Origin of the sequence: Saxibacter everestensis (assembly GCF_025787225.1) — a bacterium.
Taxonomy (GTDB): Bacteria; Actinomycetota; Actinomycetes; order Actinomycetales; family Brevibacteriaceae; genus Saxibacter; species Saxibacter everestensis.
The window spans coordinates 140,912-160,670 of record NZ_CP090958.1; the positions used below are offsets into that span (position 1 = coordinate 140,912).

The 19,759-nt window shown below is 62.5% G+C and carries 18 protein-coding genes; 12 read left to right on the forward strand and 6 right to left on the reverse strand.

The features are described from left to right. Window positions 1-147: 147 nt before the first annotated feature. Window positions 148-1,464, forward strand: a complete 1,317-nt coding sequence (locus tag LWF01_RS00675; protein WP_349639113.1) for a CDP-glycerol glycerophosphotransferase family protein — start codon at window positions 148-150, stop codon at window positions 1,462-1,464. Window positions 1,465-1,469: 5 nt separating this feature from the next. On the opposite strand, the gene LWF01_RS00680 is transcribed toward LWF01_RS00675, so the two are convergent. Next, on the reverse strand, window positions 1,470-3,323 hold the full coding sequence (locus LWF01_RS00680; RefSeq protein WP_349639114.1) for a glycosyltransferase: 1,854 nt from the start codon (window positions 3,321-3,323) through the stop codon (window positions 1,470-1,472). A 44-nt stretch (window positions 3,324-3,367) separates the two neighbouring features. Next, window positions 3,368-5,116, reverse strand: coding sequence for a glycosyltransferase (locus tag LWF01_RS00685; RefSeq protein WP_349639115.1), 1,749 nt, complete (start codon window positions 5,114-5,116; stop codon window positions 3,368-3,370). A gap of 270 nt (window positions 5,117-5,386) precedes the next feature. On the opposite strand from LWF01_RS00685, the gene LWF01_RS00690 reads away from it, so the two are divergent. Both LWF01_RS00690 and LWF01_RS00695 read left to right on the forward strand, forming a co-directional pair. Next, window positions 5,387-6,856 carry a glycosyltransferase gene (locus LWF01_RS00690; protein WP_349639116.1) on the forward strand — a complete coding sequence of 490 codons (1,470 nt, stop codon included), beginning with the start codon at window positions 5,387-5,389 and terminating at the stop codon, window positions 6,854-6,856. A 127-nt stretch (window positions 6,857-6,983) separates the two neighbouring features. After that, complete coding sequence (locus LWF01_RS00695; RefSeq protein WP_349639117.1) at window positions 6,984-7,676, forward strand: phosphocholine cytidylyltransferase family protein; 693 nt, start codon at window positions 6,984-6,986, stop codon at window positions 7,674-7,676. 169 nt (window positions 7,677-7,845) lie between these two features. Here LWF01_RS00695 and LWF01_RS00700 read toward each other — a convergent pair whose 3' ends face one another. Genes LWF01_RS00700 through LWF01_RS00710 form a run of 3 tightly spaced genes read right to left on the reverse strand, consistent with a single transcriptional unit; the run spans window position 7,846 to window position 9,414 of the window. Beyond that, window positions 7,846-8,247, reverse strand: coding sequence for a hypothetical protein (locus tag LWF01_RS00700; protein WP_349639118.1), 402 nt, complete (start codon window positions 8,245-8,247; stop codon window positions 7,846-7,848). Beyond that, complete coding sequence (locus LWF01_RS00705) at window positions 8,240-8,818, reverse strand: Asp23/Gls24 family envelope stress response protein (protein WP_349639119.1); 579 nt, start codon at window positions 8,816-8,818, stop codon at window positions 8,240-8,242. The genes LWF01_RS00700 and LWF01_RS00705 overlap by 8 nt, the downstream gene beginning before the upstream one ends. Continuing rightward, window positions 8,809-9,414 (reverse strand): RNA polymerase sigma factor, encoded by a 606-nt coding sequence (locus LWF01_RS00710; protein WP_349639120.1) that lies wholly within the window; start codon window positions 9,412-9,414, stop codon window positions 8,809-8,811. The genes LWF01_RS00705 and LWF01_RS00710 overlap by 10 nt, the downstream gene beginning before the upstream one ends. Before the next feature lie 65 nt (window positions 9,415-9,479). Between LWF01_RS00710 and LWF01_RS00715 the strand changes: the two genes are divergently transcribed. The 4 genes from LWF01_RS00715 to LWF01_RS00730 all read left to right on the forward strand — a co-directional run bounded on the left by LWF01_RS00715 (window position 9,480) and on the right by LWF01_RS00730 (window position 12,972). Continuing rightward, window positions 9,480-9,938 carry a DUF3151 domain-containing protein gene (locus LWF01_RS00715; protein ID WP_349639121.1) on the forward strand — a complete coding sequence of 153 codons (459 nt, stop codon included), beginning with the start codon at window positions 9,480-9,482 and terminating at the stop codon, window positions 9,936-9,938. Window positions 9,939-10,102: 164 nt separating this feature from the next. After that, a complete protein-coding gene (locus LWF01_RS00720; protein WP_349639122.1) occupies window positions 10,103-11,389 on the forward strand; it encodes an adenylosuccinate synthase in 1,287 nt (428 codons plus the stop codon). Window positions 11,390-11,570: 181 nt separating this feature from the next. Further along, entirely contained in the window at window positions 11,571-11,993 is a 423-nt protein-coding gene (gene arfB, locus LWF01_RS00725; protein WP_349639123.1) for an alternative ribosome rescue aminoacyl-tRNA hydrolase ArfB, read from the forward strand. A 229-nt stretch (window positions 11,994-12,222) separates the two neighbouring features. After that, window positions 12,223-12,972, forward strand: a complete 750-nt coding sequence (locus tag LWF01_RS00730; RefSeq protein WP_349639124.1) for a MerR family transcriptional regulator — start codon at window positions 12,223-12,225, stop codon at window positions 12,970-12,972. A 138-nt stretch (window positions 12,973-13,110) separates the two neighbouring features. Here LWF01_RS00730 and LWF01_RS00735 read toward each other — a convergent pair whose 3' ends face one another. After that, a complete protein-coding gene (locus LWF01_RS00735; RefSeq protein ID WP_349639125.1) occupies window positions 13,111-14,259 on the reverse strand; it encodes an N-acetylglucosamine kinase in 1,149 nt (382 codons plus the stop codon). A gap of 260 nt (window positions 14,260-14,519) precedes the next feature. Between LWF01_RS00735 and LWF01_RS00740 the strand changes: the two genes are divergently transcribed. The 5 genes from LWF01_RS00740 to ngcE all read left to right on the forward strand — a co-directional run bounded on the left by LWF01_RS00740 (window position 14,520) and on the right by ngcE (window position 19,755). Next, window positions 14,520-15,119 carry a class I SAM-dependent methyltransferase gene (locus LWF01_RS00740; protein ID WP_349639126.1) on the forward strand — a complete coding sequence of 200 codons (600 nt, stop codon included), beginning with the start codon at window positions 14,520-14,522 and terminating at the stop codon, window positions 15,117-15,119. Beyond that, window positions 15,113-16,126 carry a phosphotransferase family protein gene (locus tag LWF01_RS00745; RefSeq protein WP_349639127.1) on the forward strand — a complete coding sequence of 338 codons (1,014 nt, stop codon included), beginning with the start codon at window positions 15,113-15,115 and terminating at the stop codon, window positions 16,124-16,126. The genes LWF01_RS00740 and LWF01_RS00745 overlap by 7 nt, the downstream gene beginning before the upstream one ends. 449 nt (window positions 16,127-16,575) lie before the next feature. Next, window positions 16,576-17,475: a MurR/RpiR family transcriptional regulator gene (locus LWF01_RS00750; protein ID WP_349639128.1), complete on the forward strand. Its 900-nt coding sequence runs from the start codon at window positions 16,576-16,578 to the stop codon at window positions 17,473-17,475. After that, window positions 17,476-18,237, forward strand: coding sequence for a sugar isomerase domain-containing protein (locus tag LWF01_RS00755; protein WP_349639129.1), 762 nt, complete (start codon window positions 17,476-17,478; stop codon window positions 18,235-18,237). It abuts the gene before it with no gap. 90 nt (window positions 18,238-18,327) lie between these two features. Next, a complete protein-coding gene (gene ngcE / locus LWF01_RS00760) occupies window positions 18,328-19,755 on the forward strand; it encodes an N-acetylglucosamine/diacetylchitobiose ABC transporter substrate-binding protein (protein WP_349639130.1) in 1,428 nt (475 codons plus the stop codon). Window positions 19,756-19,759 lie beyond the last annotated feature (4 nt).

Genomic DNA, 19,759 nt, shown 5'->3' on the forward strand with positions numbered 1-19,759 from the left:
TTGTGGCAGGGGATGTGCTGGCTCAAGGATATAGGGTGACGGCGCCCGGGACTCAGTATCCGCAGTCAGCTATTCGTTTCAGGTCCGCCGCTCAGCATAGACTTTCTCTTCGGGTCGGTAACACAAGCAGCTCTAGGAGGGTACCCGTTGTCAGTACTAGCGGACGCCAAGGCAGTTCAGCGGACGATCAAGAGAAACCTGCGCCGGCGTGCGGTAGGACGCAGCGTCCAGGCGAAACTATCCGCGTTGCCTCCGCTGGCTGATGACCGGTTCGAAGTCGCGATCTACTTCGCCGACAACCCGGTCAATCTGTATCAGATTCGCCAGTGGTACGGCCCGCTGGCGGAACTGAACAAAACACATCCAGTGGTCGTGATCTCCCGCACCGTCCGGATGACGGATGCGCTGCTGGATGAGTGCCCATTGCCGGTGATGTACGCACGCACGATGGCTCAGGTCGAGGAGTTCATCACCCCACAGCCGCTTCGGCTGGTGTTCTACGTGAATCAGAACGCCCGGAACTTCCAGATGCTCCGTTTCCCCCGGCCCGCCCATGTGCACATCAGCCATGGCGAGAGCGACAAGATCTCGATGGCCTCGAATCAGCTCAAGGCCTATGATCATGTTTTCACCGCCGGTCAGGCAGCCTATGATCGCATCTCTTCCAATTTGCTGAGTCCCAAACTCGAAGGGCAGCTTATTCCGGTCGGCCGGCCGCAGATGGATGTCCTTCCCGCCGGTCGGACACTGCCCAAAGACGATCGGAGGGTATTGTTCTACGCGCCGACCTGGGAGGGTGACCGCCCGGCAATGTCTTACAGCTCGGGTCGCTCGCACGGCGTGGAAGTCGTTGAGCGATTGCTGGCGACGAACGCCTACCGGATCATCTACCGGCCGCACCCCCGAACCGGTGCCGTCTTACGCGAGGCCAAGCAGGCGGACGAACGGATCAAGGAAACGCTCGAAGCCGCCAATGCCGCCGATCCAGCGGCTGGCCATGTTGTCGATCTTGATTATGAGTTCGGCTGGCAGCTGAAAGAAGCCGACGTCTGCATCTGCGACGTTTCGGCGATCGCATTCGACTGGCTGACGACCGGAAAGCCGTTCCTGATCACGCAACCAGTGGCCGAGGGCGCAACCTTGGATGAAAACGGGCTTGTCACCAAAGTGGACCTGCTCACCAGCGAGGATGTTCCCAATATCGTTGAGATCCTCGACGGGCTGCTCACCGGCACCGGGATCGATTACGGTGCCCTCACCGATTACTACTTCGGCGACATGTCGCCGGGCGCTAGCCTCCGCAGGTTCCTCGACGCCTCTGAAACCGTGATCCGGCAGCGCGAGAAGCTACACCTCGAACTGGATGCCTCCGGTCACGCCGAGCACCCGGACGGTGAGGGCGAGTTCGTCAATGAGCGGGGATCGGATGAGGACGAACTACGAATGGAAGACGACCTGCCGTAGATCGCTCAGTGCATCCGCAGGCTGATGTTTCCCAGGTTGGTGATGTAGGCGAGCGCACCCCCATGGCTCTCGCCATAGTGGTCGCTTGCGCCGACGTCATGCGGCGCGTGCAGCCGGAGCCGAGCGGCTCCGGCTGAGTCCCTGACGTCCACGGACAGGTCCAGCACGTCCCGCGCAACCCATTGATACTTGGCCGGCGGAACGTCCGCTCGGACGTCGAATGAGTTTGGCGCTCCCGCGACCCGGACGGATCGAGCGGTATGCCGGATGAATGCGCCCGTTTCCCGCCCACGCAGCACCAGATGGAAGATGGGCGTGCCGACAGTGGGACGGTCGAACGTGACCCGGACCCTTACCCTGACTGTGTCGTCCGCGGCGAACTCGAGGATGGCCGGCGACGCGGTCAGCTCCAGCGGTTCTGGCGGGCGCTTTTGTTCGATCGCGGTAAACATCACCTCTGACCAGCGGGCGGCTATCCGCTGATCGGAGAAATCGAGCACCCGCTTTCTGGCGGCTTCGCGCATTTCCGCTTTTCGGGTCTCGGTTAGCGAAAGGAACTCCCGGATGGTTGCTGCCAACTCGTCGATGTTTCCCGGTTCGACCAAGTAGCCATCCACCCCGTGCGTAATGATGTCGGCAGGCCCATAGCGGATGTCATAGGCGATGGGTATGCAGCCGGCAGCCATGCTTTCCACCAGGACGAGACCGAAGCCTTCGAATCGGCTGGTCAGCAGGGAGTAATCGGCAGTCGCGAAGGCGTCTTTCGCGTTCGGCTGGTAGCCCCGGAGCTGGATGCCGCTGTCCGGCCCCAGCCCGTCGATGAGTGATGCGATCTCGGCTTCGATCTCCCCGTGACCGAAAATGTCGAGGGTCGTCGCCCGCGGATGCCGGCTCCTTAGGGCCGCGACTGCCTTGATTCCGTGCTCTACTCGCTTGTTAGGGGTGAGCCGCGCGAGCATTACGCCCGAGTTAGCCACCCGATCTGTGGAAGCCAGCCGTGGGCCTTCCGTCGCATTACCGACCACATGCAGATTTCCGCCGTCGCCGAGCAGATACCCGAGGTCGCCCTTTTGGCTCGCCGTCAGCGCGATCACACCGTCGTAGTGATCCATGGCTCTGAGCGCCGGTCCCCGAAGCGCGCTGATCACATCCACGGACGAGCTTCCGCCCTTCTTGAAGTGCGTATTGTGCAGAAGATACAGCGTCACGACGTTATGGCGCTTGTACTCGTGCAGGAAATTTCCAACTGTTTTCGAGTCGACGATCATCACCGATGGATCTTTTCGGACGACCGAGTCCAGCCAGAAGAAATAGAGTGGCCGCGGCGAATCCCAGGTATGAACCGGGCGTCCCTGCCGGTCGCAGAGCGTCACCACACGCTGGGACGGCCAGCTCTTGTCCGAAACATCGCGCCGGTCCGAAACGAGCAGTGTTCCGTCATCGCGGAAATGATCCGCCTGCACGATCGCGCCAGCATCATTACTGCGAGTCCGCTTCAGCTTTCCGGCGACAACACCCTCGCCTGGCGCCAGTGGAGAGAAGAATGGCGCTTCGACGCGCTCGAACAGCTTCCGGCCGAGCTGGTGGTTCGAGAACTGTCGGAGCTCTTCCCACATGTTCCGAATCCGGACGCCCTGAATCACGTCGCCGCGATCGGCAACAACTTTCCTGGTCACTGCGTAGTCGGTGTCGGAATCGAAGGTCAGAACGTCCGTGGCCGCGCCGTACTCCTGCACGAAGCTCCTGCTGCGCCGCAGTAGGGCAGAGGTCATCCCGGCATAAGACTCCGGGATGCTCCAGGTCAGGGCGAAGTGCTGGCAGTCGGGGAACGACGTTTCGGACGGTTGGTGTTCGGACAATCTCAACTCCGGGTTCATTGGTTTTCGCGCAGATGACGGATGCGTCAGTCCGCATCTGCACGGAAGCGAAGGCTCAGATTGCCATACTTCGTCGCATAGCTGCTGACGTTCTCGGCAAGCTGCTTTCCAGTGTTTGACTTGGAGGCTGTGATTCTGGTCCGAGCGAACCCGGAAGAATCCCGGATATCGAGGAACAAATCCAGTATCCCGGTTTCCGGCCACTGATACTTTTCGGCAGCGATCACGGCTTTGTACGTCGCGGCGGTTCGACCCGATGAAACCGGCTCAGCCTCGGTTAGTTCGCGGATCGCCACATCGCTTGCGCGGCCGAGGAAACAGATGTGGGCGATCGGTGCCTCAAGCGACCGGCTCGACGCTGCCTCGACTTCGACCACGAGCTCGCCGTTGGCGGTGCTCCGAATGTCTGCCGACTTGATCCGGACATCGAAGCCGCGCACCGGTTGTTTTTGACCTTCGAGCTGGGTAAACATCCCGCCCCAGCGCCGGACGACCTCATCGTCCGCGAACAGCCGTGCTCGCCTACGGGCGGCCTCTCGCATCGCCGCCACCTCATGTTCCGGTTTAGCCAGGAACGACTTGAGCGCCTCAGTCATTGCCGCAGCGTCACCGAAGTCGATGACGAATCCACTCACGCCGTCTTCGATGATGTCGCTTGGCCCGTATTTGACATCGTATGCAAACGGGATACATCCGACGGCCATCGCCTCGACCAGTGTCAAGCCGAAACCTTCGAACTTGCTGGTCAGCATCGTGAATGACGCGGATTGAAATGCTTCCGCCGCGCCGTCGCGGTGGCCCCAGAGCTTCACGGAATCCTGCACGCCGAGCTTGTTGATCAGGGATTGCAGGGAAGCGTGCCGGCTGCCGGAACCGTAGATATCCAGCCGGAGATCCTGCTCCAGGTTGGCGATCACCTGAATCGCGTGGTTGAGTCGCTTGGTCGAAGAAAGTCTCGCTACCACAACGCCCTTGGTACGCTCCCGGCCTCCGTCGCTTTCCTCCACGTCGGGGAGTGATCGGGAATTCGGGATCACATGAAGGTTGCCGCCGTCGCCAAGCAACCCCGTGAGATCGCGATGCTGCGCCGAGGTGAGTGTGGCGACAGCATCGAATTCGTCGAGGTGCTGAAGTCCGGCAAGCCGCGAGGCGGTTAGTCGTCCATACGGAGCGGGTTCGCCTGCCGTCAGGTGGCTGTTGTGCAGCAAGTAGATGGTCGCTGCATTGTCGCGTCGATACTGATACATGAAGTTGGCGACAGTTTTCGAATCGATCGTCAGGTAGGCGACGTCGTCACCAATGACTTTATCGAGCCAAAAGTAGTAGAGGTCGCTCACCCGGGTCCAGCTATGCAGGGGCTTGCCCGCATGGTCGCACAGCGTCACATTGCGTTTGTGTTTTCCGGGCACATCCCGCCGGTCTGACACCAGCAAAGAGCCGTCTGCCCGAAAGTAATCGACCTGGCGCACGGTCTCACCGTCATCGGCGAGCCTGGTGCGCTTCAGGGAATTGTCTCCGGTGCCTTTGCCGAGTGGAGCGAAATGCTTGTTGCGATGCCGCACCTGGAAGAGCTTCTTGCCCAGCGCGCTATCGCTGGCCGCGCGGAGTTCTTCCCACATGTTGCGGATCTGGATACCTGGGTCGAGGTCCCCGCGAGCTTCCAGCGTCCGCCGGACCACGCCATAGTCGGTGTCGCCGTCGAAGGTGAGGATGTCGACATTCGACCCGGCAAGGCGCTTGAATGCCCGGCTTCTGTGCAAGAGGACGTTCGTCATTCCGCCAAAAGTGGTCTGCACAGACCAGGTCAGTGCGAACTGTTTTCCGGGAGGAAAGGTAGTTGAATGCTGTGCAGACGTCGGCAACTGACCGCCACTTCTTTTTCGAGGATTCCAAATCGAGCACATTGGGTAGTGCCTAATCCTACCGAAGCCGCCTCGGTTACGCGGGGAGCCTGGTGGCTCGCTGTGTCAGGCACTCCCAGGCCGCGTCAACGCTGCTAGCGTGGGCTGAAATGTGAGCCCGATTCGAGGAGTTGGCAGGCACCTATGCAGATCAAGAAGGTGCTCTATCCGGCGGTGCGACGTGCGATTGCGCTGTCGTCGAATCTTTCGGTAAAGCCGGATCCACACCTGGATCCGCTGCCTCCGGCTGACGGAGTCGAGGTTTCCCTCATCGTTCCGGTGTACAACGGCATGCCGTACTTCGAAGCACTTCTGGCAAGCCTGGAGGCTCAGGATCTGGACTCGTCCCGGTTCGAGGTGATAGTCGTCGACGACGGATCAACCGATGGCACCGTTGCCGTCGCCGATAGCTTCGCGGACCGAAACACCAACTTCAGCGTTATTCATCAGGCGAACAGCGGCTGGCCTGGCACACCGCGTAATCGCGGCATGGAGCGGGCGACCGGCCGCTACCTCTTTTTTGCCGATGCGGACGACATCCTCGGCAAAAAATCCTTGAGACGCCTTGTCGATTTCGCCAACATCCATCACTCAGACGTTGTACTGCCGGAGATGATCGGGCTTGCCGGGCGCGGCATACCGTCTCGGATCTACCTGCGGACCCGGGTGGATGCGCCGCTGTCATTGGCATTCAAGACCTTCACACCACATAAGCTCATCCGCCGTGACCTGGTGGAATCCAACGCGCTGCGGTTTCCGGAGGGCAAGGTGCGGCTTGAGGACGGGATCTTCCTGTCACAGGTGTATCTGAAGGCGCACCGGGTCTCCATCCTTGCCGGATACAACTACTACTACCTGCGGCGACGCACCGAGGGGAGCAACATCAGTTCCGGCGGGCTTGGCGGCGCGGTCTACGTGAGTTCGGTGAATCGAATCGCTCAGATCATCGCCGATGGCGTCGCGGACAAACGGGAGCGGGAGGAGCTGATCCTGACCCTCTTCGCAATGAAGTGCCTGAAGATCTACCGGCCGGAGCGGTTCCGCGGCTACAGCTTGCAGCTTAAGCGCGAGTGGCTCGAGGCACACCGGGAATTCGCCGAGCGATGGATTCCGCCCGAGCTGGAAGCCCGGATGCATCCGCCATCCGCCGCGCTCACCGCGCTGATTCGGCAAGGCGACCTGGAGGGAATCCTGCGCCGTGACGGCGGACCAGTGACGCCACAGACCTCCGCGCGGATCCGCACGATCAGCCGTGATCACGAGGAGTTTGCCTTGGTCATCGAGCTGGATGTCCTCCCGCAGCAGGCCGCGCTGGGCGACGGCGTCCTGCTGGTCACGCACCGCGAATCCGGACGTACGCTGCCGCCATCGCCGCCCACCGCGGAGACGCCGGCCACCGCGGGGCCGCGGCGGAGCTTCCGGGCCGGCATCCCGGTCTCGGAGCTGAACGAGAACGGAACTTACGACCTGCATTTCTCGATCCCGGTGGAAGGCCACGACATCCGCTCCCGGGTCGGCATTCCGGCGGAGGTGCATTGTCCGGGCCCGGCTGCGGGGCGGGAGGCCTATCGCACGGTGAACGGCAATCTCAGTCTGCGGGTCCGGGCAGTTTGACCTGAGGCGGCTCGGTGTACCTGGCGGCTCGGTGTACCTGAGGCGGCTTCGTGCACCTGGCGGTCTTGGTGACGGCTTTGCGGCGGGAAACCTGATAATCCCGACACTCTGCGTTAACCTTGGAGCCATGCCACTTCAAGCTGTAATCCTCGCCGCAGGTATGGGCACCCGCCTGGCCCGTCCAAACCCCAAGCCGCTCACGGAGCTCAACGATGGCCGCAGCATCATGCAGCAGCAGATCGAGAACCTGGATTCAGGATTCGGCGAAGACTACCGACTGACGATCGTCGTGGGCTTCAAGCTCGAGATGATCATCGAACGGTTCCCGCAGGCATCGTTCGTTTACAACGAGAACTACGATCAGACCAACACGTCCAAGAGCCTGCTGAAGGCGCTGAAGAACTCCGGTGATGGCGGCGTGCTCTGGATGAATGGCGATGTCGTTTACGACCCGCAGATCCTCGGGGCGCTTAAGCCATACATCGACAAGGACGAGTCATTCATCTCGGTGAACACCGAGAAGGTCTCCGAAGAAGAGGTCAAGTACACGGTCGACGACGAGGGCTACATCAAAGAGCTCTCGAAGAAGGTCGTCGGCGGCTTGGGCGAAGCTGTCGGCATCAACTACGTGTCTGCCAAGGACAAGAAGCCACTGATCAAGCGGCTGGAAGAAGTCGACGAGCAGGAGTACTTCGAGGGTGGTATCGAGCTGATCATTCAGCACGACGGCGCCAAATTCGCGCCTGTCGACATCAGCAAGTACTACGCCGTCGAGGTCGATTTCGCAGAAGACCTGGATCGCGCCAACACGCACTTTTAGGCGGTCAGCCGAACACGCTGCAGGACGCCGTCGCCATCGCAAGATGGCGGCGGCGTTCTCAAGTTGTCATCGGACTTTGAACTTCCGGTTCAGTCAGACGAGGCCTGACCGAGCAAAGCGTGAGCGCGATCGTACGTCGTTTGCATCGCAATCGCGCTCTGACCCACGCTCAGTGCAGGGCGTTCGCTGCCTTTTCTATCGCCAGGATCGACACCTTGACCTGCGTTCTGCCGACGCCGCTTTCACTTAGCACGTGAGCGATCCGGCCCTGCACCTGTTCTGCGATCTCCAGGGCGGTGTAGCGAGCATCGGTCGCGATGTCGATGACGACATCGGCGCCATCCTGATGAAGACTGAGCAGAATGCCGTCCTGCCCGCCCCGATCCACCGACGGCACACTGTTCAGCCGGGCGGCGGCTTCCCTCGCGGCGCGCGCGTTGAGCCGGGAAATCGCGTTCTTCAGCGTAGGTTCCAGGCGGATCACGCCGGCCGTGTCCAGGACGGTCTGGGCTATTACGGCGGCGAGCCGTTCGCGGCTGTCGGTTTCGCCGCTGACCGGAGTGTCAGACATCGTAAATATCCTCAACTACTACATCGATGGTGCGGGCGGTGATTCCGATTTGCGCGCTGACCACGGTCACTATTCGATCCCGCAGCGTGGAAACGATCGTCGGGATTGACTGTCCCGACGACACCGACACTCGAAGCGATATGTCGATCTTCCCCTGCGGCAGGTGATCCTGATCTGCTTCGGTGCCCGGCGACTCGATCGAGCATCTGCGGGCGTGAACGCCGGGAACTGTGTCGGCCGCGAACCGGATCACCGACGCGATGGTCTGCTCGCTGATCTGGATCTCCCCGGAGGGCGTGCGGCGCAGCGGGATCCTCCGTCCCCGGCGAACCTCCGCCCGGGCGACACTCATTATGGCGTCCTTGACGCTCCGGTGCGGGACGAGTGAATCGGACGCGGCGTCCCCGGTCCGGAACTCGTGGGTGGCGTCTGCGAGCCGCTGCAGACTGGCCCGTGCAGCCTGGCACTGCTGGCAGTCCAGCCCGTGGGCTGTGGGTGGGGCATCGATATTTCTCCACAGCTCGTCGATCGCGGTGCCGCACCCCAAGCGGGGTACATCATCTAGCGCCATGGGGTCATCCCTTCAGCTAGTTGGATTCGTGCGCGCGCGATCCGGCCGCGTACGGTCGACTGCTCGATCGACAAAATATGAGCTATCTCAGCGTAGGACCTGCCATGGACCTCGCGCAGTAGCCAGCACGCCCTTTGTTCCGGAGGGATCTTCTTCAAGAGCCTGGCCAGATCAGTCATTTGTGCCGTGATCTCCGCCTCGTGCGCCGGGTCCGAAGAACCCGCGGACCGAGTCGGGAGGTCTGAATTGGCAGCCTCCACCAGGTCGCTTGGATCGGTGGCGTCGGACGGGCGGGTGGATCGCTGCCGCAGCAGGTCAAAGCATCGGTTGGTGGCGACCTGGTAGACCCAGCCGCTGAATGCTCCCGGGCTAGCCAGGGTTGGGAGTTTCCGCCAGGCCGCGATGAGCGTGTCCTGCACGACATCCTCCGCTTCCTCGCGGTTCGCCAGCATCCGGTAGCCAAGCCGGAAAATTCGGCCCTGGTAGGCGTCGACGAGCCGCTCGAAGGCGTCAAGATCGCCGTCCTGGGCACGCGCGACAAGCGCGTCCTCTTCGAGCCCGAGCGGTGTGGCAGTCTCGTCGGCTGTCCCGGTCACGCCGCCTCCTTACCGGATACACAAACTGCAGGGTCCTGTATAAGCGTCGCATATAGACTGGCCGCATGAGTCAACAGCCAGTAAATAATCCGAGCATGCTCGGTAACCTCGATGCTTCGTCGCTTGGCCCGCAGCCTACCTACCTTCCGGACGATCACCCGGATGTCGAGGTTGCCGTACGGCTGAACGCCGGCGAAGAGGCGCTCGATATTGCGGCGTCGCTACCGGCATCCTGCCTGGCCTGGGCGGTTCTCGCGGACGAAGCCTACGCTGAGGGCCGGCTCGTCGATTCCTACGCCTACGCCCGGGTTGGTTACCATCGCGGCCTGGACGCGTTGCGCAAGGCGGGATGGCGCGGCATCGGCCCCGTCCCATGGAGCCACGAAATCAATCGTGGGTTCCTGCGAGCATTGTTCGCTCTCGGCCGGGCCGCAGCCGGAATAGGCGAGCAGGATGAAGCCGTGCGAGTGGAGAAGTTCCTGCGTGATTCCGATCCGGAGGCAATCACGGCACTCAGCGGCTGAGCCGGGTTCGGGGCTTAGCCAGCAGAGTTCGGTAGACTAGCTAGGCAAGAGCCCCTGCTGACCAGTAACTTGAACTGACCGGCCAGGGGCTGTGTTGTGAAGTCCGAACGGAAGCCAGGCGGATATCCCTGCGCGCGGACTCAACAAAGATGAGGTGAACTTCGATGCCAGCGATCGTGCTCGTCGGTGCTCAGTGGGGCGACGAAGGCAAGGGCAAAGCCACGGACCTTCTTGGCAGCCAGGTCGATTACGTGGTCAAGCCCAACGGCGGAAACAACGCCGGGCACACAGTGGTCGTCGGCGGTGACAAGTACGAACTCAAACTGCTCCCGGCCGGCATCCTCAGCCCCAATAGTGTTCCAATCATCGGTAACGGCGTGGTCGTCAACCTCGAGGCCTTGTTCGAGGAAATTGATGGACTGCAGGCTCGCGGTGCTGACACGTCCCGGCTGTTGGTTTCGGCCAATGCTCATCTGGTTGCTCCGTACCATCAGGTGCTGGACAAGGTTACCGAACGCTTTCTTGGCAAACGCGCCATCGGCACGACCGGCCGCGGCATCGGGCCGTCCTACGCCGACAAGGTTGCCAGGCTCGGCATTCGGGTGCAGGACATCTTCGACGAATCGATCCTTCGGCAGAAGGTCGAGGGTGCCCTGCGGCAGAAGAACGAGCTGCTGCTCAAGGTCTACAACCGGCGCGGTATCGAGGTCGACGAGATCGTCGACTACTTCTTGGCGTTCGCCGAGCGGCTTCGTCCGATGGTCGTTGACAGCGCCCTCGTGCTGAACAACGCCCTGGACGAGGGCAAGCTCGTGCTGATGGAGGGCGGGCAGGCCACCATGCTCGACGTCGACCACGGGACCTACCCGTTCGTGACGTCATCGAACCCATCGGCCGGTGGCTCATGCGTAGGATCCGGTGTCGGCCCGACCCGGATCGACCGGGTGCTCGGAATAGTCAAGGCGTACACCACCCGGGTTGGCGCCGGCCCGTTCCCCACCGAGCTGTTCGACGAATGGGGCGTCTACCTGCAGACCACGGGAGGCGAAGTTGGCGTCAACACCGGCCGGGTACGCCGCTGTGGTTGGTACGACGCTGTCCTGGCGCGTTATGCCTCCCGGGTCAACGGCTTTACTGACTACTTTCTGACCAAGCTCGACGTCCTGACCAGCATTGAAAAAATCCCGGTGTGTGTTGCCTACGACGTCGACGGCGTCCGGCACGACGAAATGCCGATGTCGCAGTCGGACTTCCACCATGCCACCCCGATCTACGAAGAGTTCGACGGCTGGACGGAAGACATTACCGCCGCCCGGACGTTCGAGGACCTGCCGATCAACGCGCAAAACTACGTGCTGGCCCTGGAAAAGATGTCCGGAACGCGGATCTCCGCCATCGGTGTCGGCCCCGATCGGGAACAAACAATCGTCCGTAACGACCTGATCAACTAGTCTGACTCCGGCGCGCTGACTCCGGCGCGCTGACTCCGGCGCGCTGACTCCGGCGCGCTGACTCCGGCGCGCTGCCCGGTCTCGTGCCACGCTCGGGGGCATGGTCTCCGTTGACCACGGTGACCAGTCGTACTCGGCTAATCCGGTGTGACTGCCTGCTCTTCTGTGCCACGCTTGCAATATGCCACTGCAGATCTCCCGTTCGCTGTCGATCCCGGACTCGGAGCTCGGCTGGAGATTTTCTCGATCCTCGGGACCGGGAGGCCAGCATGTCAATACCTCGGACAGCCGGGTCGAACTGTTCTGGAACATCCCAGCGTCGGCTGCGCTTAGCGATGCCCAGCGAACTCGGCTGATGGACCGACTGGCCGCTCGGCTGGTCGACGGCGCCATTACGGTCAGCGCTGCAGAACGACGCTCCCAGCTTCGAAACCGAGAAATTGCCAGCGAGAAGCTCGCCGACATCGTGCGAGCGGCGCTGGCTCCCGAGCCAGCGAAACGCCGTCCAAGCAAGCCCACCCGTGGATCCCGGGAACGTCGACTGGCCGCCAAGAAACAGCGCTCCGCGGTTAAGCAGCAGCGCCAGCGACCACCCGGCGATTAGTGCAGCTGAGCTCTTGGTCGCCGGACCCGACTGCTCGAGTCGAGCCGCTGATCGCCAGAAAAGGGAACATTCCGGGCGTGATGCCGCAGACCGAATCTGGCACTGATGTTGTCGCTGTTTCCAGCCCTCAACCCGCTGCGGTATCCGGAATTTCAGGTGCGCGCCGGGTATTGACTTTGACGTAGCGTCAAGCGGAATAGTCGAAGAGTACCGACGGAAGGAAGAGCTCATGGAGTGGGCGATGCACGACATCGTGCGAACGGCCGGCACCACGAGCCGGACCCTGCGGCACTACGACAGCATCGGGCTGTTGAAGCCGTCCCGGGTCGGGCTCAATGGCTACCGCTTCTACGATCAGGCCGCACTCATCCGGTTGCAGCGCATCCTGCTGCTCCGTGAGCTCGGCTTGGGACTGCCCACCATCGCCGAGGTTATCGCCGGAGAACGTGACCCGGCGGCCGCACTGCATAAGCACCTGAGCCTGCTGAATCAGGAACGGGAGCGGATCGATCGGCAGATTGCGTCGGTGACAACAACTATCAACAAGACGGAAAGGGGTGAGGACCTGATGGCCAGCGAGGCTTTCGACGGTTTTGATCACACGCAGTACAAGGAGGAAGTTGAACAGCGTTGGGGCAAGGCCGCCTGCGCGGACGCCGATGGCTGGTGGCGCTCACTGAGTGACGATGAGCGGAGACAGCATCAGCGGACGGCGGACGACTTGATTGCCGGCTTCGCCGACGCTTCTGCCCGGGGACTCGACGTAACGGGCGATGAGGTGCAGACCCTCGCGCAGCGCCAGTACGACTGGATCAAGGCCGGCTGGGGTGGGAAGCCGCCTTCGGCCGAGGCTTTCAAGAATCTCGGTCAGATGTACGTCGACGATCCACGCTTCGGCAAGACATACAGCAGGGATGGCCGAGAGTTCGCCGCCTTCGTGCGCGACGCGATGCAGGCGTACGCGGAGGCCAGGCTCTGATCCCGGCGGACTTTTGCAGGTGCTAGCTCCCGGTGGCGGCCCAGATCTGCTCAGATAGTGAGATCCCGGTCATTACTGGCGAGTTGGCTCCTGCAAATGCCGCGGCAAGCCCGAGGGAGGCGGCTCGCCGACGGCGGTTTAACCGCCGTCGGCCACCGCTGCGGCGATGGACTCGGTCAGCCGGGCGTGCAGCCGTTCGTCGACGGTGACGCCGTCCTCGCGTAGTGCCAGGACTGCCGCCCCGACCACGCCGTCATGGGCTGTGCGCAACTGGGCCGGGGGAATTCCGATCTCGATGATTCCGGTCCGCACGGCCTGGCCGATATAACGATCCGGGTGCAGGATGCTGCCGGACAGCACCACCGGGCCATCGAGTCCTGCCGCAGCGTTCTCCGGGACGGCGTCGTCAATCTCCGCGGTACCTAGCGAATCCCGAACGGGCGTAACCGGCGGACTTGGCGAAGCCGGGACGGGCGCAACCGGCGTAACCGGCGCAGCTGCGTGGGCCGGGGCCGACGTTGCGGGCTCCCAGGTCGCCTGCAGGGTTGTCAGTAGTTCGTGCACGGCACTGTCGATGATGCCGCGCGCCACCCGGTCGCCATCGGCCGCGGCTTGCAGCGCATGCGGGGCAAGCCTGGCAACCTCCACCGGACGCATTCGATAAACCGTGTCGATCAGCTCGTCGAGAACCGGAGCGCGGCCTGGTCGGCTGATCAATGGCTTGCCGGTGACTTCCAGATCCTGCAGTACCAGGCTGGTCAGGCTGGTGGGGTCGGATCGGCCCTCGAGCGCCGCGACCGCCGCGCGCAAGGCCATTGCCCCGATCCAGAATCCGGACCCGGCGTCGCCGAGCAGCCAGCCCATTCCATCCACACACCTGGCGAGTTCACCTGACTTGACCCGGGCGGCGACCGAACCGGTGCCAACGCTGAGCACGTATCCGTCAGCCTCCCACGCTCCCGAGGCGAAAGCTGCCACGCTGTCGGGTCTGATTCGCAGCGCACAATTGACCCCCAGTGACTTCAACGACGCGCTCAGGGCCGGCAGATCGAGCAGCGCAGGGGAGCCAGCCATTGCCAGAACCGCTGTGCTGATCTCCGTGCGATTAGCGGTTTCTGACATGGCCTGCCCGACTGCGGCGACGATGTTTCTCGCGGCCACATCGCCTCCGCGCGAGGTCGGGTTGGCACCTGGCGCGCTGCCGCGGCCGAGACAGCCACCGAGCCAGTCGACCACGACGACTCTGGTCGACGTTCCACCGACATCGATCGCAAGAACCGTGGTCAACCTGGGCCTCCGTAGTGCTCGCCGGAATCTCGACGCTCTCATCCTAGGTCCGCGCCAATGAAGCCCGCGTTGCCCGATAGCCGGGAGGCCCTACCAAATGTCGGAAACCACAGCCGGACTGGCGCTACTTCCGAAGAGCTCAACATGTCACACAAAGAATCCGGTCGTTCGAGGACCAAAATGCATTTTTCGAACGACATTGCTACCGCCGGCACGGTAACTTGAGATCTACCTTGTTAACCCGAGAAAGGCACCCTCCAGTGAATACGTGGGCCCCCCGGGTTTTGCATTTCGCGCTTCCGATTCAATCCGGCGAACGTGTTGCGGTGTTCGGGAAAGTGTCGCCAGTTCTCCTCACCTCGTTGAAGGACGGGGAGGTCGACATCGTGACCGCGGAGTTTGACGACGACCCCGATGCCGCGGGACGGGTGGACCACGCCATAGTGCCCGGCATGCCTGAAGAATCGCCAGCCGAGCTCTGCCGGCGCCTTGCCCGTTGGGTCCGCCCAGGCGGTACAGTCCTGCTGGCGGCACACAACGCACGGCACTTCTCGAGGCGGGGCCGCGGAGGGTTGACGCGGACGCAGGGCGAGCAGGTACTCGCGGAACAAGGGTTTTCCGGCATCGAGGTCTATGGCATCCGAAACAAACTCAGGGTGCCGCGACATCTGGTTCCGCTGGATCACCCAGGGGCGCTCGGCTGGTACTTCACCTCTGCCTATCTGCCGAACTCGATCCAGAGCGTCGTCATGATCCGGCTTCTTGCCCGACTCCGGCCATCATGGCTTGGCCCCATACTTTTCCCGGCACTAGCATTCGTAGCCCGACGCGGACCCGGGACCGAGGGAGAGTCATGCTGAGCCACCTGCTTCGTGAAGTAGCGACCAATGTGCCAGACCCGGGAGAGCAGGTGGCTCGGGTCCTCGAAGGAGCCGGGTCGGTCGTCCACCTCGGCACCATTTGGCCGGGCCGGGCGATCTACCTGCTCTTTGCCCCCGGGCAACGGGTTCCGACCGTTGTGCTTAAGGTCGACGACCTTGAACGACACAAGGTACGACTGCGGGCAGAATTTGCGAACCTGACAACTGTGAGCAGTAAAGAGTCCCTGCACGGTACGGTTCCGGCCCCGCTTGCGCTCGCCCAGGTTGGCGACAAACTAGTACTGGCGCAGACCGGCATCGGGGGCATCCCGCTGAACGCCGTCCTTCGTCGTCGACTGCTACAGAGCGCGCGAGGCACCGAGCGCGACCATAGCCTCATAGTGAACTGGCTGCGACGGTTTCACGCCGTATCGACCCCGACGGCACCCAACCTCCTGAACCCAGATGTGATTCATGAACGGCTTGTCCGGACGTTGCCCGACGGACCAGAGCAGTGGACCGGGCTCTTGTCCCGCGTCGAGGGCGCGGGCCACGATTTTGCCGGAACTCCTATTCCCCAGGTGTGGTGCCACGGCGACCTCGGCCCCAGCAATTGTCTGAGCAGAGGCCAGAATATTGGTGTTATCGACTGGGAAGGTGGGCCGGCGCTCGGCAACCCGCTGGGTGACCTGACCCTCTTCCTCAACTATTACGCACGCGCAATGCCGGTGGCCGGCCGAAAACTGCTACTCCACGAAGAGGCATTTGAACGGGCTTTCCTCGGTGAAGGTTGGCTCGCTCGAGTAACCCGGTCCACGTTCAGGAAAGAGATGGCCGTCCATGGCCTTCCCGTCGAGGCACTGCCCTACCTCCTCCTGGCGACCCTGGCCGATATGGCAGGCGGTACCGCTGGCACCGCCCATTCGAACCGGCCCAACTTTCGACTTGCCTACCAGGACCGGCTGGGAAGGTACGCCCGGTATCTGATGGATAACCGGCTGCTCTGAGCTGCCGCGGGCTTCGCGCCAGGGCACCGCGATTCGGCGTGGTCCCTGCCCTGCGGCCGCTCCACGGCGACGGCAATCGGTGACAGGCCTGTCTATCGGCGAGCGGATCGCCGCCTAGCCGCGTCACGACCTGACTAGCCGCGTCACGGCCTGCCTAGCCGCGTCACGACCTGCCTAGCCGCGTCACGACCTGACGCACGGCCGCGCGAGGCTTCGCTATCGGCCGCGCCCGCAGCCCAGGCGCCTGCCGCGCCCGCAGCCCAGCACGGCTCTTACCCGTCGCCCAGCACGGCTCGAGTCGAGGATTCGCCGAGGTCGAGACCGAAACAAATTTTCACAACATGATCTCCGTCACTATTGACAGCGGCAGTCTATAAGAATACGTTTCATCTCAACAAAGGCGTTCGAAAGGGAATTTCAAAATGGCGATTCAGTCCGAGACTGCCCCCTTGGCGGGGTCCCCTATGGGTATCGTCAACAAAATCCAGGCCCAGCTGCCCGATATGACCAAGGCTATGGCCCGGATCGGTGAGTTTCTGCTTACCCAACCCGAGGCTGTGCTGCGGATGACGATCATGGAGCTGGCCGTGGCCTCCGGCTCGTCACCGGCCACCGTCACCCGATTCTGCCGTCAGGTCGGCTACGAGGGTTACTCGGATTTCCGGGTCGCCATCGCGGCTGACGCCGGACGAAGTGCTGCTCGGGAATCGTGGGCGCAGGACATCGGCGCAGACTTCGGCCCGGACGACGCCGCACCGGAAGTGCTGCGCAACCTGCTGAACTCGCATCTGAAAACGCTCCAGGACACTGCCGCCCAGCTCGACCTGGCGGCGATGACCGAAGTCGCAAAGGCAGCGGCATCCGCTAGGCATATCGACATCTACGGCATCGGCGGCAGCTCCCTCGTCGGCTCGGAACTGCAGGCCCGGCTCTACCGGATCGGCATCAATGCCTTCCATTGGGACGAGGTGCACGGCGGCCTGACCAGCGCGGCCATGCTCGACGAGGGCTGCCTCGCCTTCGCGATCTCCAACACCGGCCGGACAAAACAAACGATCGAGATGCTGCAGGAGGCCAAGTCGGCCGGCGCGACCACCGTGGTGCTTACGAACCATCCGTCGTCCCCGCTGGCGATCGAGGCCGACTACGCCATCACCACGGCGGTCAGCGAGCGGTACCTTCCACCGGATGATTTGTCCTGCAAACACGCGCAGATGTTCCTGATCGACCTGCTCTATCTCTTTATCGCCCAGATCGACTTCCCGCGCACCAGCACCTTACTGGCCACCACCGCTCGGGCCGTCTCCCGCCATCGGCAACCACGCCGCTACGAATCAGGTGGTTCCTGAATGACCGTCAGCGTAAGCACCGACGCCTACCTCAACGAGCTGCATCGCCGGATGGATTCAGTCGCACAGGATGAAGGAACCACCAGCATCCCCGCGGCCGCGAAGCTGATCGTCGAAACCCTGAGGAACGGCGGAGTGATCAGCGCCTTCGGCACCGGCCATTCGGAGGCGATGGCGATGGAAATCGCCGGTCGTGCCGGCGGGCTGATTCCGACCAATCGGATCTCGCTGCGGGACCTGGTAATTTACGGTGACTACACCCCGGAGAGCCTAGGCGGCTCGGACCTGGAACGGCAGTCAAACATTGCTCGTGACCTTTACGAGCTCACCCCCGTGCATCCGGCCGATCTTTTCTTGATCGCGTCGAACTCCGGCGTGAACGGCTCGGTCGTCGGCATGGCGGAGCTGGTGAAGGACAAGGGGCACAAGCTGATCGTCGTCACGTCGATGGACCACACCCGCAAGGTTGAGCCGAAACATCCCAGCGGCAAGCGGCTCTACGAGTTCGCCGACGTCACGATCGACAACAAAGCGCCGTATGGCGATGTCACGCTCGACCTGCCGGACGGCGGCGGCATTGGTGCCGTGTCGTCGATCACCGCCGCTCTGGTGGCGCAGTTCCTGACCATCGAGGTGACGAAGCTTCTGATCGATTCAGGGGTGATGCCCCCAACCTATATCTCCGCGAATATCCCGGGAGGAGACGAACACAATACGCACCTTGAACGGCAGTACCTCGGCCGCATTCGGCGGGATGCCTGACGTCCCACTCTCGCGCCACCCGTAGGGCTCGCACAGCGAGTCGGCATCCATATCCGGCAACGACGCCGGAAAAGATTGAAAGGTAACACAATGACTGACAGTCGTTCGCCCCATCTTGTGCAGCGTCGCGGATTCCTCCGAGGCGCCCTTGCCGCAGCCGTTTTCGTTCCGCTTAGCAGCTCGCTCGCCTCCTGCGCGATGGGTGGTGGCGGCGATGAAAACTCCGCTGGCGAAGGCGGCGGGGAAAAGTCGGACAAGAACCCGTTCGGTGTCGGCGCGGATACCCCGCTCGAGGTGGTCATCTTCGACGGCGGCTTCGGCGATGAGTACGCCAAGGCGCACGCGAAGCTGTACAACACGTCGTTCCCTGACGCCGAGGTCAAGCTGACATCCACCCAGAAAATTCAGCAGACCCTGCAGCCCAGGTTCGTCGGCGGAAATCCCCCAGACGTCGTGGACAACTCCGGTGCCGACCAGATGGACATCAATGCGCTGATCACAGACGGCGTGATTGCCGACCTGAGCGATCTGCTGGATGCGCCGTCGATGGACGACCCGGCGGTGAAGGTCCGGGACGCCTTGGTTCCCGGCGTCGAGGTTGCCGGAACGTACAACGGCAAGCTGATGGCGCTCAATTACGTCTATACCGTCTACGGCATGTGGTACAACCAGAAGCTGTTCGACGACAAGGGCTGGACGGTGCCTAAGACCTGGGACGACTTCATGTCGGTCGGCGACAAGATCAAGTCCAGCGGGATGGCGCCGTGGACCTACGCCGGAAAATACCCGTACTACATGGCCTGGCCGCTTGTCGGCCTGATCTTCAACGCCGGAGGCGCCGAAACGGTCGAGAAACTGCAGACGCTCGCCGAAGACGCCTGGACGGCTGACCCCGTGGTCAAGTCGGCCAAGGCCTTCCAGCAGGTCGTCGACAACGGTTGGGTGCTCTCCGGAACGGCCGGGCTCGACCACGTCCAGTCGCAACAGCAGTGGCTGGACGGCAAGGCAGCCTTCATTCCGTGCGGGTCCTGGATCGAGAACGAAATGAAGGACTCCATCCCTGAGGGCTTCGAGATGGCGGTCGCGCCCATGCCGAGCGTCGGCGCCGACGACAAGTCGCCCTACGGTTCGCTCTACGCAAACGCGGGCGAGCCGTTCATCGTGGCGGCCAAGGGCAAGAACCCGGCCGGTGGCAAGGAGTACCTGCGCGCCATGCTGTCGAAGGAAGGTGCGCAGAAGTTCGCCGAGGCGACCAACTCGCTGACCGCGTTGAAGGATGCGCCGCTGCCAAGCAGTGCCGGAGCCGGGCTGAAGTCTGTGCAGTCGGTTGTGAAGGCGGCGGGCGACAACACAACCAGCCTGTTCTATGACGTGCGATACCCAAAGCTGTGGGATGACCTGGGCAACGCATTGGGCCAGTTCATGACGGGGAAGATCAAGGCCGACGAGTTCTGCGAGCAGATGCAGAAGAAGACCGACGACACCCGCAACGATCCCAACATCACCAAGTACGACTAGGTAA

Coding starts and splice junctions, on each gene's coding strand:
- LWF01_RS00700 (WP_349639118.1), bottom strand. CDS start 8,247: ATGTCTGACACTCCGGTCAGCGGCGAAACCGACAGCCGCGAACGGCTC.
- arfB (WP_349639123.1), top strand. CDS start 11,571: ATGCCACTGCAGATCTCCCGTTCGCTGTCGATCCCGGACTCGGAGCTC.
- ngcE (WP_349639130.1), top strand. CDS start 18,328: ATGACTGACAGTCGTTCGCCCCATCTTGTGCAGCGTCGCGGATTCCTC.
- LWF01_RS00745 (WP_349639127.1), top strand. CDS start 15,113: ATGCTGAGCCACCTGCTTCGTGAAGTAGCGACCAATGTGCCAGACCCG.
- LWF01_RS00730 (WP_349639124.1), top strand. CDS start 12,223: ATGGAGTGGGCGATGCACGACATCGTGCGAACGGCCGGCACCACGAGC.
- LWF01_RS00755 (WP_349639129.1), top strand. CDS start 17,476: ATGACCGTCAGCGTAAGCACCGACGCCTACCTCAACGAGCTGCATCGC.
- LWF01_RS00695 (WP_349639117.1), top strand. CDS start 6,984: ATGCCACTTCAAGCTGTAATCCTCGCCGCAGGTATGGGCACCCGCCTG.
- LWF01_RS00715 (WP_349639121.1), top strand. CDS start 9,480: ATGAGTCAACAGCCAGTAAATAATCCGAGCATGCTCGGTAACCTCGAT.
- LWF01_RS00720 (WP_349639122.1), top strand. CDS start 10,103: ATGCCAGCGATCGTGCTCGTCGGTGCTCAGTGGGGCGACGAAGGCAAG.
- LWF01_RS00685 (WP_349639115.1), bottom strand. CDS start 5,116: ATGACGAACGTCCTCTTGCACAGAAGCCGGGCATTCAAGCGCCTTGCC.
- LWF01_RS00705 (WP_349639119.1), bottom strand. CDS start 8,818: ATGGCGCTAGATGATGTACCCCGCTTGGGGTGCGGCACCGCGATCGAC.
- LWF01_RS00690 (WP_349639116.1), top strand. CDS start 5,387: ATGCAGATCAAGAAGGTGCTCTATCCGGCGGTGCGACGTGCGATTGCG.